Consider the following 14,247-nt stretch of genomic DNA (forward strand, 5'->3'; position numbering starts at 1 on the left):
TCAGATCTCCAACTCGGCGCAGACGCGGCGGATAAAGGCGTCGTAGGTCTCGGCCATCACCAAACCTTGATCCTCCAAAGCTTGGCGGTAGGCCTTGGCAGATCCGTACAAAACCCAGCGATCACGGTCTGGCAGGCCCTTAAACGCCGCGTAGCTCGGCCACGGGCCGGCAATTACCGACACCGAATCTTGCTCGGCCGTCGTGGTTTGCTGGTGGCGATTCATTGCAATGTCTCCCAGACGGGGAGCTGAGGCTTTTCCGGCTCGAGCACCAACACCTCCAGCTGACGCTGCTGCACAGCATTACGAAGCGCGTCGGGTTCCATCCCCGTTAATCGACGGACAAGTACACGAAGCGCCATCGCGGCATGAGCAACTTCGAACTTGGCGTCCTGCATGCAGAACTCGATGCCCTCATCATCGAAAAGAATTTCCTGCACCAGGTCAGCGCCAATCCATGCCTTGTACGCCAGTTGATCATTGGTGAACCGCTCCATGTATGACTCATCGATTACAGTTGGCTCTGTAGTCGACGCGGCTGTCTTTTCGCTCATGCGGATTTCCTCGGGCGCAGCTTGAACCGGCCTTGCTGAATGTCGGGATGGGTTGCTCGCTCGGCCGTCTCGAACGTGCATTCGGTAGCGAACCGGTCGAAACGGCGAGTGATGTCGGCCGTTGGCCAGATCGGGTACGGCTGGGCTCCGTCGTCAGAGTGCGAGCTCCGTACCATGGCGAACGGAAGCGGCGCGCCAGGGATGTCACGCATTACGGCATTAATCACCCACTGAGGAATGCCGTGGCGCAGGTTGATGCGCTCGCGGATCGTCGTCATCGACTCGAACCCAGCCGGCCGCGAGTCGAGATAGCGAACCTGCTCGACATTGGCTACCCGTGTTTCGATCCGATCCAGCTCCATCCGTTGCTCCCGCTGCTGTCGCTCTACTGCCACCAAGTGGTTCGCGTTCGCGGCGGTAATCTCAGCTTGGGTCATAGGTTCGGAGGCTTGCTGCTCCAATGCCTGCCAACGATCAACTAGTGCAGCGGTAAACTCAGGGCTTAGCTGGGCAACGACCACGAAGCTGTCACGTTTCCCGACCTGGTACTGCTCTACGGCTTGGCCGAGGTGGTTTCTAACTTCCTCAATTTGAGGACGTTGAATAGTCTCGCGCTCGATCAGTGTTTCAATGGTTCGCTTAACGTTGTCGTGCCGCTTGCCGACTAGGTCTGCGATCTCTTGTGAGGACATAGTGACGGCATCGCCGCCATGGAATTTGGCAATGGTCATTTGGCAGCCCTCGCATAGATAGCGCCGTGGGAAGCGCCGGCGAAACGATGCGGCCATAGAAAATTTTGAGTGTCGAAGGTGATCGACTCCAGCCGGCTCTCGATCTCAGTAGCGATCGGGTTGCTCCAACCACCTTCGAGCGACGGTACAAGTTGCGAGAGCAGGATCGATTGCAGCTCGCGGAAGGTTGCGCGGGCCGCGTTCAGCTTGGCCATTTGTTCAGCCGTGAGTGTCACGTCAGCCAGCAACTCGCCCTTAACAACGAGAACAGAAGGAAGATTGTTCATTGGCCACCCTCTACTTTCGCTTCGGGATCTTGCCGAGTTGCGTTTTGCAGAGCCGACTGGTGCAGTCGCTTGAACTCTTCAATTGCGCTTTCGACACCGCTAAAGCCGGTGTCGCTGAGGAAAGATGCCACTTCGGCCAGATACTTCGCCGCATTCCCGCGGCCATGGGTATGATCGAGTTGGATGGCGCTTGCGAGTGCCGTAAGCCAGTTCAACTGATCTGCCGCGGCTAGAAGTTGAAACTCAGCCTCCGCGGCCAGTTCCGGAATGGTTGGAATAGAGTTGTTCATTGGCCGGCCTCCGTTACTGGTTCCGCGCCTTTCTGGACAGACCAGACCAACGCGCTGACCGTCTCGGCGAGGAACCCGATCGCGGCCATTCCGTCGCAGTAGGCCAGTTCGCCCATGTTCAGACTGTCGTGCATATGGCGGCATATCTGACCCAAGCCAGACGACAGGGCCTTTGCGGTTTGGAGAGCATCCTCAGCGTTCGTACCAGGTGCGACCTGCATCAGCTGAATGCCCCGATTATCGATCGGTGTGTTGTAAAAACCGACAAGGGCTGTTACCAGCTCTTGCGATGCGAGGGGGTTGGTGCTATTTTTTGGGTGCATTGATTCGCCTCCTAAAGACGAAGTAGTACGAAGACCCCTGCGAAGGGTCTGGTTAAGAAGCCCGCCTGCGAAGCGGGCTTTTTTGTGTCTGGTGTTTAGGTTTACCCATCATCCACGACACAAAATTAATGCAACCCCCCTCCCCTGAGAGGGTCGTTGCCTACCCGGGACGGGTTGGGGGAATAGTTGTTCGAGCGCGCATATCACATCTCCAAAAATTGCAACTCACACCTATCAGTGCGAAGGCCGAGGGGCGCTATAACGATTAAAATTTTCAGAAAACGCCAAGATGTCGCGTTCCTGTATTAAGTCGTCGCATCTTCAGAAATTCCGCGCATGCGCGGAATTTCAAAGCCTCTCTCGCTAATATTGGGTGGTGAGTAATCCTTTTTTCATTGGGCAAAAAAATGCCAGCCAATGGAAGTCGCTGATCAGGCCCTGCGGAGGGCCTTCCATTTTTCGTGTCGATGTGTAATAGGGGGCGACACTCGCAACGCAACGCACTCATGAAGGTCATACAATCCTTTCTTGTAGAAGAAGGGAGCGGGCTGTACGTTTCGGATCCTTCGGAGTGGCGCTGATCCGATAATGAGCCTGCTTTGGCGAGAAGGGCCTTCACCGCGATTAAAGAATGGCAATCCAGAAAACACAGCATGCGGACTCTGTGGGTTAGTAAAAGACCCCGCTGAATACGGCACTCAAGCGTTTGGAAAGTCATTGGCCTTGGCCGATACTGGATGAATTAACAGCACCAACAGTGGACTGACCCAATGGTGAGATAGGGCATACAGTTTCACTTAAGGTTGGCGACGTTTCTGAGCGGGTGACTGAGTCAGTGCGAGATGGGAAAGGGCGAGTCTCTTCAGCTGTAAAGGTGCCATCCGGCTTCGGGATAACTGAAATGTTGCGGCCGACGCGGATAGCCTTGCTCAGCGCACCCTGCGTAACCCCAAGAAGCATCGCTGCTTCTGGCTGCCCTCGTTCACGGGCGAAATCTTTCAATTGGATACTGCTCACGGCGCCTCTCCGGTCGGTTTTTCTTTGGAGATAGTACCTATGGCATTTTTTAAAGTAAATACTTTTGGCATTTGTCAAGATAATACCAAAGGGAATAAATTAGGCTCATGACTAAGAAGCCACTGCCCGACGACCGCAAAGAGGAATGCCAGAAGCTCAAGGCAATCTTCAATGAAAAGAAGCGTGAACTAGGCCTCACCCAGGAAAAACTGGCGGAGGCCCTGAGCATGAATCAAAGCTCTGTAAGCCATTACCTAAATGGCATAAACCCGCTTAACACAAGCGTAGCTGCCGCATTCGCCAAAATTCTGGGTGTCCCGGTTTCAGAGTTCAGCGCTCGACTTGCTTCCGAAATCGATAGGATTTCTGAAGCTGGTCAGGCTTTGCACCGATCAATGCAGGTAAGCAACGCGATTGGCGAAAGGTTGTTAGGAACTCCGCCAATAGAACATTACGTTCTTATCCCTCAGTTTGAGGCCAAGAAGCGCTATGTGAGAGGGCTAAACGATGATCATGTCGGCTTAACGGAGGGGTTGGTCTTTAGACGTGGATGGATTCGACAAATGAATATCGGTATCTCCGGCCTATTCATAATTTATGCCGATGACGATGCTATGTCGCCTTACATATGTCCGCGAGACGTTGTTCTATTCGACTCAAATCAGAAGGAGCCACGGGATAAGCAGGTCTACCTCTTTCGGCGACGAGATGGAGGAATAAGCATTAAGCGGATGATTCAGCAATTGGCTGGATCGTGGGTAATACGAAACGACAATGCCGATAAGAGCCTTCATCCCGATGAGATTGTTTCTGACTCATCCTTGGCCGATCTCCCGATCATCGGGAAAGTAATCTGGCGTGGAGGCGATGTAGGTTAACCCTTTCAAAATGAAGACCGCATCAGCGCGGTCTTTTTTTCGCCAAAAGAAAATAATATTGCCATAGGTATTTACACACAAAAATACCATTGGTAATCTGTACTCCATCGTAACTTGCATGGAGCTTCCTACATGAACACCTCAATCATCACTGCACACGGCTTCACCGGCTTCTTGGGTCGAGGCGCCGCACGGCGAGAGCTGGAATGCTTGATGGCGGTTGCTGGTGGCGCTACCGGCAAGGAAGCAGCCCGATCCCTAGGCGTGACTGAGGACACAATCAAAAAGCGCCTCCTCGCACTGACCACAAAGCTTGGCGTGAATCGCCGCGCTGCCTTGGTTGCCAGGGCTTTCGCACTCGGCTTGATCCAGCCGGTCAGCGCACCTGCTCCAAACCCAAATCAACAACACGACCACGACCAGTATCAGGGTGTCTTCATCGCGTGATCAGCGGCGTGCGCCTGTGCGCGGGCGCAGTCCGGTGATCAGCGAAGCCTGACCCATTCCAAAACGATTTTTGCGAAAGCCAACAGCGCGGCCGGGATTCGCTCGGCCTTGAAAAAGCTTCACCCAACCCACGAAAGAGGATTCACCCATGTTAGGCAAATTGTTCGGCAAGAAATCTGGCCAAGCCCGCGCAGCGGTAGCGAAGCTGGCGAATCGCGACCTGATGGAAGCAGTCGTCTACGGCAGCATCTACGTCGCAGCGGCTGATGGCGACCTCGAAGACAGCGAGCTGTCCAAAGTCGAAACCATCCTCAGCAACAACCCGGCCCTTCAAGGCTTCGGCGCGGAGCTGTCCAACACCATCGACCGGGCGAAGACCGACTTCAAGTCTGGCGCCCGTATCCTTCGGCAGAACGCTGAAAAGGAACTGGGCGACCTGGTGCACTCCCCTTCCGAAGCGCTGACAGTGCTCAACGTGATGCTGACCATTGCCGAGGCTGACGGCGAGATCGAGCCGGCCGAACTGACGGCGCTGGAGCGCAGCGCGAAGCTCCTCGGGCTCAACCTGAAAGACCACCTGTAACCATGCCGGCCGTGTTCGGCAGGGCGCGATCACTTGCGGCTTACGGGCTCGCCGGTGGGGTTGTCTTCGTCGACTCTGCCAGCCGCATCATTTCAATGGTGGGCGATCTGGTGCTGGTCGCATTACTGATGGTGGTGCTGATGGCAGGAAAGTCGAAGACCAAATAATCGGTCGGGCGGTTTAGCCGCCCCGCCGCTCTCAAGGAGCAGGACAATGTTGATTCTTTCCCGCCGATCTGGCGAGACGATCCGTATCGGCAATGACGTCAGCGTCACTGTTTTGGGTATCACTGGCCAGCAGGCGCGCATTGGGATCTCCGCGCCGGAGTCGGTCGCAGTTCACCGTGAGGAGATTCACCAGCGCATTCAGGCTGAGAAGAAACTAGAAGAAGCTGGTAGACCAACTACCGAGAAATCCTCGGTAGTTCGCGAATCGATGCACATCGATGATCGCGTGCGGATGATCAGTGCCGAGCCAGCTTTCCTCACGGTGGTATTCAAGCTGCCGAGCCTAAGTGAAGCGCAGACACTGCTCGATCATCTGCCCTTCCGCGAGAAAGCATTGGGTACCGAGGCAGAAGTATTCGGTTACTCGGCCGGCAATCTGATGGAGAGCGCCCCATGCGAGCAATGATGATCGCCGCCCTTCTGTTGCTCGCCGGCCAAGTCAGCGCCAGCGAGCAAGTAATCAGCGTCCAACATGACAGCGCACGCGGCGTGACCTGCTGGATCTTAAACAACACTGGTATCAGTTGCTTGCCGGATAGTTCGCTCCCACAGAGCAGCACTAACGAGCGTGAGGCAGGCCGGCCGTCTCAGGCCAGTTCAGTGACTGAGAAAGGGCCGTCGGTGGCCATTCCGCTCCCACAGGACGAGAGGTTCAATCTATGAACAGTCCAAACGGTTTTCTGGAACGCGACCGTGAGAGCGTCACCGGGGGAAACGAGTTTGCACGCCTAGGCGCCCGCCTCGTTCGTTTCGGCCAGGAACTCCAAGAGCCCAGCACCACCGTCAGTGAGTTATCCAGGCTGGCCGGCGCCTGCGGGATCTCGTTCAAACTCCGCGCCGTGGCCAACTCCGAGGAGCGGAATCATGAATGAGAGGATTTTTGGAGGAGCCCGCGGATTCAGCTGCAATGCTGCGCGCCTTGTCCACTCCCCACGAAAGCGCGGCAGTCATCGTCTCGTCGGTTCGCTCGGTGTACGCCTCTTCATGAATGATGCGGAGACTTTCGGAGTAAACGCCCAGAAACAATTGGGTTACACCCTGTCGAGAAAGTCTTGCTTGAACATCAATAATGATTTCGTTGCCAACAACTTCACTATGAGTTCTGTGGTGAAGCTCGCAATCGGCCCACAACCAAAACGTCGATCCTCGATGTGGCATGTTCTTCCTGCTCCTATTCCTAGAGACCATCTTGGAAACAAAACCAAACCGGTTAAATACGTGCAGTTATGCATGGAGTCAATAGCGTCTCATAAACGATACAGATGTAACGTTTTAGCAGCGGAATCGGTCAACTCCGGGTTGCTGGCAGACCACTTCCAGCATGGCGCTTTTCATGCGTGAAGACGGTATTGGGCGTAAGTGGACAGCGCAGGAAGTAGCCCTGTTGACCGAGCTTTACCCGCTGACCCCAATGCCTGAGTTGGTTTTGAAGGTAGGTAAGACGGCAGGCCAGATCAAGAACAAGGCCGCCAACCTCGGACTGAGGCGTGACCAACCAATTCTGGACGCAACTCGTTTCAGGCCTTATCCGCGCGGCAAGAAAAGTTACAACTGGATTGAGCCTGGCGAGCGGCGGGATACCGGCAAGTACATCTCGCTGAAGTTGCCCGGTGGCGAGTGGGTACTAGAACACCGATGGGTTTGGGAGCAAGCAAACGGACCTATCCCCGACGACTGCGTCATTGTCGCGAGGGATGGAAATATCAGGAATACAGCCTTGGCCAACCTAAAGCTCGTAACAAAGGACAAGCATTGCCGGCGCAACCAGGTACGCAAATACCCCGCTGAATTGCAGGACGTAATCCTGGCACAGCAGGACCTAAAAAGAGCCATACGGGAAAAATCATGAAGAACAAACTCAGCGACCTGCGCGACCACCTTTTTGCACAGCTTGAGGCCGTGCGCGAAGCCACTGATGAAGACTTGGCCAAGGAAGTTCAGCGCGCATCTTCCGTCTCCGACATCAGCCGCGTACTGATCGAAAGCGCCAAAGTAGAGATTGATTACTTCCGCCACATTGGCGGCGAGAACAGCGCCAGCAGCTTCATTGAGTCGAAGCCAGAGTTACCTCCAGTCAAAGGGGTTGGCCGTGGCTAAGACAATTCTGCGGGTTCGCCAAGGAGCGATCGCCTACTACCTGAACGAGTCGTCTACCGGCGCCAAGAACAGCGGTCGTCGTTTCATCCTGAGTCGCACCAGCGATCACGGGAAAACGAAGGACGGCTGGATCAAGGTCAACACCACCGAACATCAGGTGCTGCTGAATATCGCTGGTGACATTGAGCGGTTCTCCGCCTGCGACAGCCTTTACGCAAGCAAGCCGCATCGCCCGCACGTCGACCGTCACCACATCCGTGGAATGGCCGGCAAGTGGGAGGGCGTGGCATTTCCAGCTCGCGTGACGCATGGCCGTGACGCGACACAAAACGCGAACTTTGAAAAAGTGTCGCGACACGAAGCACGGTGAAGTCATGCGCTATGTGACTGTCAGGAAATTTGCCAGCGAGTCTGGCTACACAGAAGACGCGATCCGCTCAAAGATCCGTGACGGGATCTGGCGGCTCGGTGAGATATGGATCAAAGCGCCGGATGGCCGGACGCTTCTCGACATAGAAGGATATGAGTCATGGGTAGAGGCGGGCGGGGAGTTCGGGCGGTCTCCGATACGAGTATCGAAATCACGTTCATGTATCGGGGCGTCCGGTGCCGCGAGCGGATCACGCTCAAGCCCTCCGCCACTAATCTGAAGAAGGCCGAGCAGCACAAGGCGGCGATCGAGCATGCGATATCGATCGGCAACTTCGACTACTCGGTTACGTTTCCGGGATCTGCCCGCGCAGCGAAGTTCGCGCCCGAGGCATCCCGCGAAACCATGAACGGCTTTTTGACCAGGTGGCTCGAAGCAAAGCGGAAGCACATCGCGAGCAGCACGTTTGATGGTTACCGGAAGCTGGTCACGCTGCGCCTGATTCCCGCCCTCGGCGACACGATGCTGGTGGAGCTCAAACGTAAGGCAGTGCGCGACTGGTTGGATACGCTGGAGGTGAGCAACAAAACGCTCAGCAACATCCAGAGCTGCCTTCGATCCGCCCTCAATGATGCGACCGAGGAGGAGTTGATCGAGCTGAATCCCCTCGCCGGCTGGACCTATTCACGCAAGTCCGCACCGCCGAAAGAGGACGACGTCGACCCCTTCAGTCCTGAAGAGCAACACGCCGTGTTGGGCGCCCTCTCCGGACAGGCTCGCAACATGATGCAGTTCGCCCTATGGACTGGCCTACGCACGAGTGAGTTGGTGGCACTGGACTGGGGCGACATCGACTGGCTGCGTGAAGAAGTGATGATCAGCCGAGCGATGACCCAGGCCAGCAAAGGAACGGCAGAGACGACGAAGACTGCAGCAGGGCGCCGTAGCGTGAAGTTGCTCAAGCCGGCGTTGGAAGCTTTGAAATCTCAGAAGGCTCATACGTTCCTGGCTGACGCAGAGGTCTTTCAGAACCCGCGCACCCTTGAACGCTGGGCAGGTGACGGCCCCATTCGGAAAACGATGTGGGTGCCTGCGATGAAGAAGGCTGGTGTCCGGTATCGGAGGCCTTACCAGACCCGTCACACCTACGCTTCCATGATGCTGTCAGCCGGTGAGCATCCTATGTGGGTGGCTAAACAAATGGGCCACACTGACTGGACAATGATCGCAAGAGTCTATGGCAGATGGATGTCTAACGACGACAGCCTCATGGGGTTGAAAGCTGTAGCTCAGTGGAGCGTGGAGGCTACGGCTTCGACAAAGCATTTACGTGAGGGCGCGCAAAATGCCATCATCAAAATCTAACCGAAAAAAACCAAGGAGGGATGCAATGGCTTGGGTGACTCCGCTTTACAGTAAAGAACGAGTGAAGCGAGCAGGAGCGACTCTCTTTGATGACGACGCCACTGACGACCAATTTGAAGAGGCATTGCAGGTTCTAAACAACTGGCGATCTAGCCACAGCTACCCTGTAAATACATTTCAAGCTGGCCTACGCAATAAAATGAGCGCGCTCGGAATCGATGGTTTAGTGGCCCAGCGCCTGAAACGTATACCATCGATAGTCGCCAAACTTGAACGTTTCAGTTCCATGAGTCTATCGAGGATGCAAGACATCGGTGGGCTTCGGGCGGTTGTATCCACCGCCCGACAGATTTACCAACTACGTGACTCGTATGTCTTGCACAGTAAATTTGATCACGTGCTCGTATCGGAAAACGATTATATTCAGAATCCCAAAGACTCTGGATATAGGGGAATACATCTAGTCTACAAATACAACAACAGAAAAGGTGGAGCAACTGCGTACGAAGGCCTACTGCTGGAGTTACAACTCCGAAATGACATACAGCACGCATGGGCTACGGCGGTGGAGACCGCTGGGGTTTTTCTTAACCAGGCGCTTAAATCTAGTGTTGGAAATGAGCGTTGGCTTGAGTTTTTCTGCTACGCGTCCTCAAGCTTTGCCATTTTAGAAGGCTCCCCGGTATTAGACGCGCACAAAGAGTTATCAAACTTACAAACCTTTGTGAAAATGCTTGAGCTTGAAACTGAGCTAGAAGTGATCAAATCGCTCGGCATGTACAATACACTAGTTGAAAATCTAAAAGACACCAACAGACAAGGTACTCACTACTACCTGCTGCAGCTTGATGCGACTGCAATGAATGTAAGCGTGAATGGTTTTTCTAGAGAATCACTACCGCAAGCTACAACCGAATACTTGGAACAAGAGAAGCTTGCAAAAAACAAACCGGGAGTCCAAGTCGTATTGGTAGCAGCACAATCGTTAGCGGCACTCAGGAAAGCATATCCCAACTACTTCCTAGATACGGGGAAATTCGTAAGCCGCATAAGACGAATTCGGGCGATGGTAGAACGCGGTGACGAGTTGAAAACTCTGAAAGTCCCCAGGCTGGGCCGAGCGCCTGTTAAGCGGTCGAGATAGAAATGACAGCAAAATGACAGCCTTCTGGCTCAAAGCCACGCATTACGGGGGTTGGATGCGGGTTCAAATCCCCCCGGCTCCACCAACTCTCAACGACAAAGCCCGCCCAGTGCGGGCTTTGTCGCATCTGGGCTTCGCCCAACGTAACCAATCAATGCCCATGCCGATGATGCACATCAGGAAAATGCGCATGACTATGCCGTAACGCCACATGCTGATGCGCATGGCTGTGCGGTTCCTTACCATCCCAGTCAAAACCATGCTCATGCTGATGATGCTCGTCATGCGTATGCCGATGCTCGTGTTCCAGCGGTTCATGCAGATGCTCATGTGCATGATGTTCCATCAGATGAATCCACACCCCCACCGCCATCAACATCGCCGCGACACCGAACAGCAGCGAAACCGACTCGCCCAACACCACAATCGAGATCACCGCGCCCAGAAACGGCGCCGTTGAAAAATACGCTCCCGTACGCGCACTCCCCAACCCCCGAAGGGCAAGCACAAACAGCACAAGACTGATGCCGTAGCCCAGAAACCCGACAAGCAGCGTTAAAACCAACGACCCCGCAGCAGGCCATTGCGTGCCGATAAACAGTGCCAAAGCGCAATTCACTACGCCCGCCGCCAGGCCTTTGCTGCCTGCGATAAACAGCGCGTCCGAAGCAGAGACCTTGCGGGTCAGGTTGTTGTCGATCGCCCAGCACAGACAGGCGAATGCCACGGCGAGCGGCCCTGTCCAGTCATTCGCCGTCGAGGTGTCTTGTGGCCATGAAAGCACGATGCCGCCCAAGACGATGGCGAGCATGCCGATGACGATTCGCCGATCGGCGTTTTCCTTGAACACTAGCCAGGCGAGAACGGCCGTCAGTACCGACTCAAGGTTCAGCATCAACGAGGCCGTTGCGCCTGCCGTCCGCGTCAGACCGAACATCAGCGCCACTGGCGCCAGCACGCCGCCGAACAAGATGGCACCGGCCAGCCATGGCCACTCTCCTGCCTCCAGTTTTGGTCGTTGCCAGCCTCGATCACGAACAAAACGAACAATGCTTAGGCCAACACCGCTGCCCAGATAAAGCAGCCCGGCCAACAGAATCGGTGGAGTGTTCAGCCCCAGATACTTGGCCAACGGTGTGCTGGCGCCAAACAGTGCAGCGGCTGCCAAAGCGTAGAAAATACTCAGGTTCATAGCGGCGTCGCTCCGTGCGGGGGCATTCGCAGAATAGCTCTGCTCCAGTCAGGATTATGTGAAGACGCAATCACCTCAGCACTATGTCCTTCTACGCCCCCCACCAATACCCCCAACGCCACCGCCCCCAACTACGTCATCGTCGGAAACACCCACAAGATCTGCGAGTCATTCCCGCCAAGTACCAGTGGCCAACAACCCCTTAAGGAATAAACAGCGGCTGACTGAACCCGGGCGCTCCCCGTTTTCCAAACGTGAGGTCGGTTGGACGTTATCGCAGATCGCGCGCGGTGCAAACCTTGCGGGTGAAGTGCGAAAGCGCTTCTACACTCACAGCGCACATGCCTTTCAACGTCGACACCCGAGTGATCATGACTTCCTTAAAAGACCGAATGCAAACCGGCAAAGACGCACGCAAGCAGTGCTCGCGCGGCTCTCAGGCTTCGACGGGCAAGATGAGTCGTGATCCGATTCCGCTGATCAAGGCGTCGAGTCAGGGGCGTGTCGAGTCGTTGGTGGAGTTGCGTTACGGACGGATGCTGGTGTCGCCGTTTACGTTTTTTCGCGGCAATGCGTTGTTGCAGGCGCATGACTTGTCGAGCACGGCGACCATGGGTTTGATTTCGCCGATCTGCGGTGATTGTCATCTGATGAATTTCGGTGGTTTCGCCACGCCGGAGCGCAATCTGCTATTCAGCGTTAATGATTTTGACGAGGCGCATCCCGGGCCGTGGGAGTGGGATTTGAAACGTCTGGCCGCCAGTTTGGTGGTTGCCGCGCGCGACTTGCGCCACGGCGATTCGGTCGAAGAGTCGGTGTGTCGCGACATGATCGGCGCGTATCAAGCGACCCTGCTGGAGTGCGCCGAACAGAGTTCGCTGGAGAACTGGTACGAGTCGATCAGTTACACCGACTTGCTCGCGCAGGCGCGCAAAACCACGCTTGAACACGTGCAGCGCGCTATCGAAAAAGCTGAGCAGCGCACTCACGCAGGACTGCTGCCGAAGATCAGCGAGCGCGATAAACACGGGCGTCTGGTTATTCGCGATGACTTGCCGGAAATTTTCCATCTGCACAACAACTCTACGTTGCTCAATGCCGAGGATGACTGGCTGCGACTGTCGGACTGGCGTCCGCTTTACGAGATGTTCATGCGCGATTATCGCGGCACGCTGCAACCTGATCGTCGCGAATTGTTGTCGCGGTTTCATGTGCAAGACATGGCGTTCAAAGTGGTCGGCGTCGGCAGTGTCGGCACCCGTTGTCTGGTGGCGCTAATGACCGACGATCAGGAATTTCCGCTGTTTCTGCAATTCAAGGAGGCGCGGCGCTCGGTGCTTGCCGATTACGTCAAAGGCAAATCGCCGGTGCGCCACGAAGGTCAGCGCGTGGTCGAGTGTCAGCGTTTAATGCAGGCGGCCAGCGATCTGTTTCTCGGCTGGACGACGGGGCCCAACGGTCGGCATTTCTATGTGCGGCAACTGCGTGACATGAAAATCTCCGCCGAACTGGAAACCTTCGACGCTGAAACCTTCGCCGCCTATGGACGGGTTTGCGGTCGCGCCCTGGCCCGCGCGCATGCGAAAGCGTCCGGGCAAGCCGCGCATATCAGCGGCTACATCGGCAAAAGCGATGCGCTCGCCGATGCGTTGTTGACGTACGCGCAAAGCTACACCGCGCAAAATGAACGCGACTTCGAACGCTTTCAATTGGCCTGTCGCAAAGGTCGATTGCGCGCACGTTCGGAAGCCGACTTTACCGCTGATTACCTGCCTTGAACCGGGTTAGAGCGGCCGCAAACGAGATGAATTTTTCTTCACTGCCCCTGCCCGACCGAACCTGTAAAGTTCGCTCGCTCATTCAAGAAACTACGGTTCGCCCGCGCTCCTGCGGGCTTTTTTTTGCCTGAAATTCCTCATTGTTGAAAGTTTCCCGTGTAGGCGCTGCCGAAGGCTGCGATCTTTTGATCTTGAAACGCAGGAGCGAAAAATCGCAGCCTTCGGCAGCTCCTACAGAACATCAAACCGGTTTGTATTTTCTGCGGTGTCGGGCAATGCTGTCTGACAACCCCGCCGACCGGAACGTCCGATGCCGCTGTTGACCCTGCCCTGCCAACGCCTGACGCTGGCGATTCTTGCCCCGGATCAGGCGGAACTCGAAAGTGAGTTCTATCGCCGCAACCTGCGCCATCTCGCGCCGTGGTCGCCGATTCGTACCACTGAATATTTCTCCACCGCGCAAATCCGCCGCCGCCTCGAGATTCAGTCCAGTGCGTTTGAGGCCGGACTGGCGATGCATTTCGCGCTGTTGTCGCCGGACGGCCAGCAGATGATCGGGGCGTGCAATTTCAGCGGGGTTATTCGCGGGGCTTTTCAGGCGTGTTATCTGGGTTATCACATCGATGAAGCCCATCAGGGCCAGGGTTTGATGCAGGAGGCGCTGGAGGCTGGCATCGCGTACATGTTCGAGGGGCAGAATCTGCACCGGATCATGGCCAACTACATTCCCGGCAACGAGCGCAGTGCGCGGTTGCTGGAGCACTTGGGTTTCGAGCGTGAGGGCTACGCCAAGGCGTATCTGAACATTGCCGGACGCTGGCAGGATCATGTGCTAACGGCGCTGGTCAATCCGCGGTTCGAAACGCCGGACAAACGTTGGTCGCGACCACTCGCCTAAGCTTCACGATTTGTTCAGCATTGCCGACGTATGCTCGGAGTTCCCGCCCCTTTCGGTAGCCTGAAC

21 protein-coding genes and 1 pseudogene are annotated in these 14,247 nt (G+C 55.7%); 14 read left to right on the forward strand and 8 right to left on the reverse strand.

What is annotated here, in order from left to right:
* From QMX93_RS04090 to QMX93_RS31035, 7 genes are all read right to left on the reverse strand, one after another.
* Complete coding sequence (locus QMX93_RS04090) at nucleotides 1–225, reverse strand: hypothetical protein (protein WP_282352909.1); 225 nt, start codon at nucleotides 223–225, stop codon at nucleotides 1–3.
* The gene (locus QMX93_RS04095) at nucleotides 222–554 is read right to left on the reverse strand and encodes a hypothetical protein (RefSeq protein ID WP_282352911.1); all 333 of its coding nucleotides are present in this window, start codon (nucleotides 552–554) and stop codon (nucleotides 222–224) included. The genes QMX93_RS04090 and QMX93_RS04095 overlap by 4 nt, the downstream gene beginning before the upstream one ends.
* Nucleotides 551–1,285, reverse strand: a complete 735-nt coding sequence (locus QMX93_RS04100; RefSeq protein ID WP_282352913.1) for a Rha family transcriptional regulator — start codon at nucleotides 1,283–1,285, stop codon at nucleotides 551–553. Before QMX93_RS04100 ends, QMX93_RS04095 begins: the two co-directional genes overlap by 4 nt.
* Nucleotides 1,282–1,572 (reverse strand): hypothetical protein, encoded by a 291-nt coding sequence (locus tag QMX93_RS04105; protein WP_282352915.1) that lies wholly within the window; start codon nucleotides 1,570–1,572, stop codon nucleotides 1,282–1,284. The genes QMX93_RS04100 and QMX93_RS04105 overlap by 4 nt, the downstream gene beginning before the upstream one ends.
* A complete protein-coding gene (locus QMX93_RS04110) occupies nucleotides 1,569–1,862 on the reverse strand; it encodes a hypothetical protein (protein WP_282352917.1) in 294 nt (97 codons plus the stop codon). Before QMX93_RS04110 ends, QMX93_RS04105 begins: the two co-directional genes overlap by 4 nt.
* Nucleotides 1,859–2,185 carry a hypothetical protein gene (locus tag QMX93_RS04115; protein ID WP_282352919.1) on the reverse strand — a complete coding sequence of 109 codons (327 nt, stop codon included), beginning with the start codon at nucleotides 2,183–2,185 and terminating at the stop codon, nucleotides 1,859–1,861. The genes QMX93_RS04110 and QMX93_RS04115 overlap by 4 nt, the downstream gene beginning before the upstream one ends.
* A 714-nt stretch (nucleotides 2,186–2,899) precedes the next feature.
* Nucleotides 2,900–3,202 (reverse strand): Cro/CI family transcriptional regulator, encoded by a 303-nt coding sequence (locus QMX93_RS31035; protein ID WP_349016308.1) that lies wholly within the window; start codon nucleotides 3,200–3,202, stop codon nucleotides 2,900–2,902.
* A 107-nt stretch (nucleotides 3,203–3,309) separates the two neighbouring features.
* Between QMX93_RS31035 and QMX93_RS04125 the strand changes: the two genes are divergently transcribed.
* From QMX93_RS04125 to QMX93_RS04180, 12 genes and pseudogenes are all read left to right on the forward strand, one after another.
* Nucleotides 3,310–4,080 carry a LexA family transcriptional regulator gene (locus QMX93_RS04125; RefSeq protein ID WP_282352921.1) on the forward strand — a complete coding sequence of 257 codons (771 nt, stop codon included), beginning with the start codon at nucleotides 3,310–3,312 and terminating at the stop codon, nucleotides 4,078–4,080.
* A gap of 132 nt (nucleotides 4,081–4,212) precedes the next feature.
* Complete coding sequence (locus QMX93_RS04130) at nucleotides 4,213–4,527, forward strand: helix-turn-helix transcriptional regulator (RefSeq protein ID WP_282352922.1); 315 nt, start codon at nucleotides 4,213–4,215, stop codon at nucleotides 4,525–4,527.
* 148 nt (nucleotides 4,528–4,675) lie between these two features.
* Complete coding sequence (locus QMX93_RS04135; protein ID WP_282352924.1) at nucleotides 4,676–5,110, forward strand: TerB family tellurite resistance protein; 435 nt, start codon at nucleotides 4,676–4,678, stop codon at nucleotides 5,108–5,110.
* A 2-nt stretch (nucleotides 5,111–5,112) separates the two neighbouring features.
* A complete protein-coding gene (locus QMX93_RS04140) occupies nucleotides 5,113–5,277 on the forward strand; it encodes a hypothetical protein (RefSeq protein ID WP_282352926.1) in 165 nt (54 codons plus the stop codon).
* A 46-nt stretch (nucleotides 5,278–5,323) separates the two neighbouring features.
* Nucleotides 5,324–5,488, forward strand: a pseudogene (gene csrA / locus QMX93_RS04145) (carbon storage regulator CsrA); the annotation flags it as partial.
* A 508-nt stretch (nucleotides 5,489–5,996) separates the two neighbouring features.
* Nucleotides 5,997–6,209, forward strand: coding sequence for a hypothetical protein (locus QMX93_RS04150; protein WP_282352928.1), 213 nt, complete (start codon nucleotides 5,997–5,999; stop codon nucleotides 6,207–6,209).
* Nucleotides 6,202–6,678 carry a hypothetical protein gene (locus tag QMX93_RS31040; protein ID WP_349016311.1) on the forward strand — a complete coding sequence of 159 codons (477 nt, stop codon included), beginning with the start codon at nucleotides 6,202–6,204 and terminating at the stop codon, nucleotides 6,676–6,678. The genes QMX93_RS04150 and QMX93_RS31040 overlap by 8 nt, the downstream gene beginning before the upstream one ends.
* Complete coding sequence (locus tag QMX93_RS04160) at nucleotides 6,671–7,186, forward strand: HNH endonuclease signature motif containing protein (RefSeq protein WP_282352932.1); 516 nt, start codon at nucleotides 6,671–6,673, stop codon at nucleotides 7,184–7,186. Before QMX93_RS31040 ends, QMX93_RS04160 begins: the two co-directional genes overlap by 8 nt.
* Nucleotides 7,183–7,434 (forward strand): hypothetical protein, encoded by a 252-nt coding sequence (locus QMX93_RS04165; protein WP_282352934.1) that lies wholly within the window; start codon nucleotides 7,183–7,185, stop codon nucleotides 7,432–7,434. Before QMX93_RS04160 ends, QMX93_RS04165 begins: the two co-directional genes overlap by 4 nt.
* A complete protein-coding gene (locus tag QMX93_RS04170; protein ID WP_282352935.1) occupies nucleotides 7,427–7,804 on the forward strand; it encodes a hypothetical protein in 378 nt (125 codons plus the stop codon). Before QMX93_RS04165 ends, QMX93_RS04170 begins: the two co-directional genes overlap by 8 nt.
* 159 nt (nucleotides 7,805–7,963) lie before the next feature.
* The gene (locus tag QMX93_RS04175; protein WP_282352937.1) at nucleotides 7,964–9,169 is read left to right on the forward strand and encodes a DUF3596 domain-containing protein; all 1,206 of its coding nucleotides are present in this window, start codon (nucleotides 7,964–7,966) and stop codon (nucleotides 9,167–9,169) included.
* Between the two features lie 25 nt (nucleotides 9,170–9,194).
* On the forward strand, nucleotides 9,195–10,313 hold the full coding sequence (locus QMX93_RS04180) for a RelA/SpoT domain-containing protein (RefSeq protein ID WP_282352939.1): 1,119 nt from the start codon (nucleotides 9,195–9,197) through the stop codon (nucleotides 10,311–10,313).
* A gap of 151 nt (nucleotides 10,314–10,464) precedes the next feature.
* On the opposite strand, the gene QMX93_RS04185 is transcribed toward QMX93_RS04180, so the two are convergent.
* Entirely contained in the window at nucleotides 10,465–11,505 is a 1,041-nt protein-coding gene (locus QMX93_RS04185) for a DMT family transporter (protein WP_282352941.1), read from the reverse strand.
* A gap of 371 nt (nucleotides 11,506–11,876) precedes the next feature.
* Here QMX93_RS04185 and QMX93_RS04190 point away from each other — a divergent pair, with 371 nt between their 5' ends.
* Together QMX93_RS04190 and rimJ are read left to right on the forward strand one after the other, a co-directional pair.
* Complete coding sequence (locus QMX93_RS04190; protein ID WP_282352942.1) at nucleotides 11,877–13,283, forward strand: DUF2252 domain-containing protein; 1,407 nt, start codon at nucleotides 11,877–11,879, stop codon at nucleotides 13,281–13,283.
* A gap of 310 nt (nucleotides 13,284–13,593) precedes the next feature.
* Nucleotides 13,594–14,181, forward strand: a complete 588-nt coding sequence (gene rimJ, locus QMX93_RS04195) for a ribosomal protein S5-alanine N-acetyltransferase (RefSeq protein ID WP_282352944.1) — start codon at nucleotides 13,594–13,596, stop codon at nucleotides 14,179–14,181.
* The last annotated feature ends 66 nt before the right edge of the window (nucleotides 14,182–14,247 follow it).

The organism is Pseudomonas sp. PS01303 (assembly GCF_029959385.1).
Classification (GTDB): Bacteria; Pseudomonadota; Gammaproteobacteria; order Pseudomonadales; family Pseudomonadaceae; genus Aquipseudomonas; species Aquipseudomonas rustica.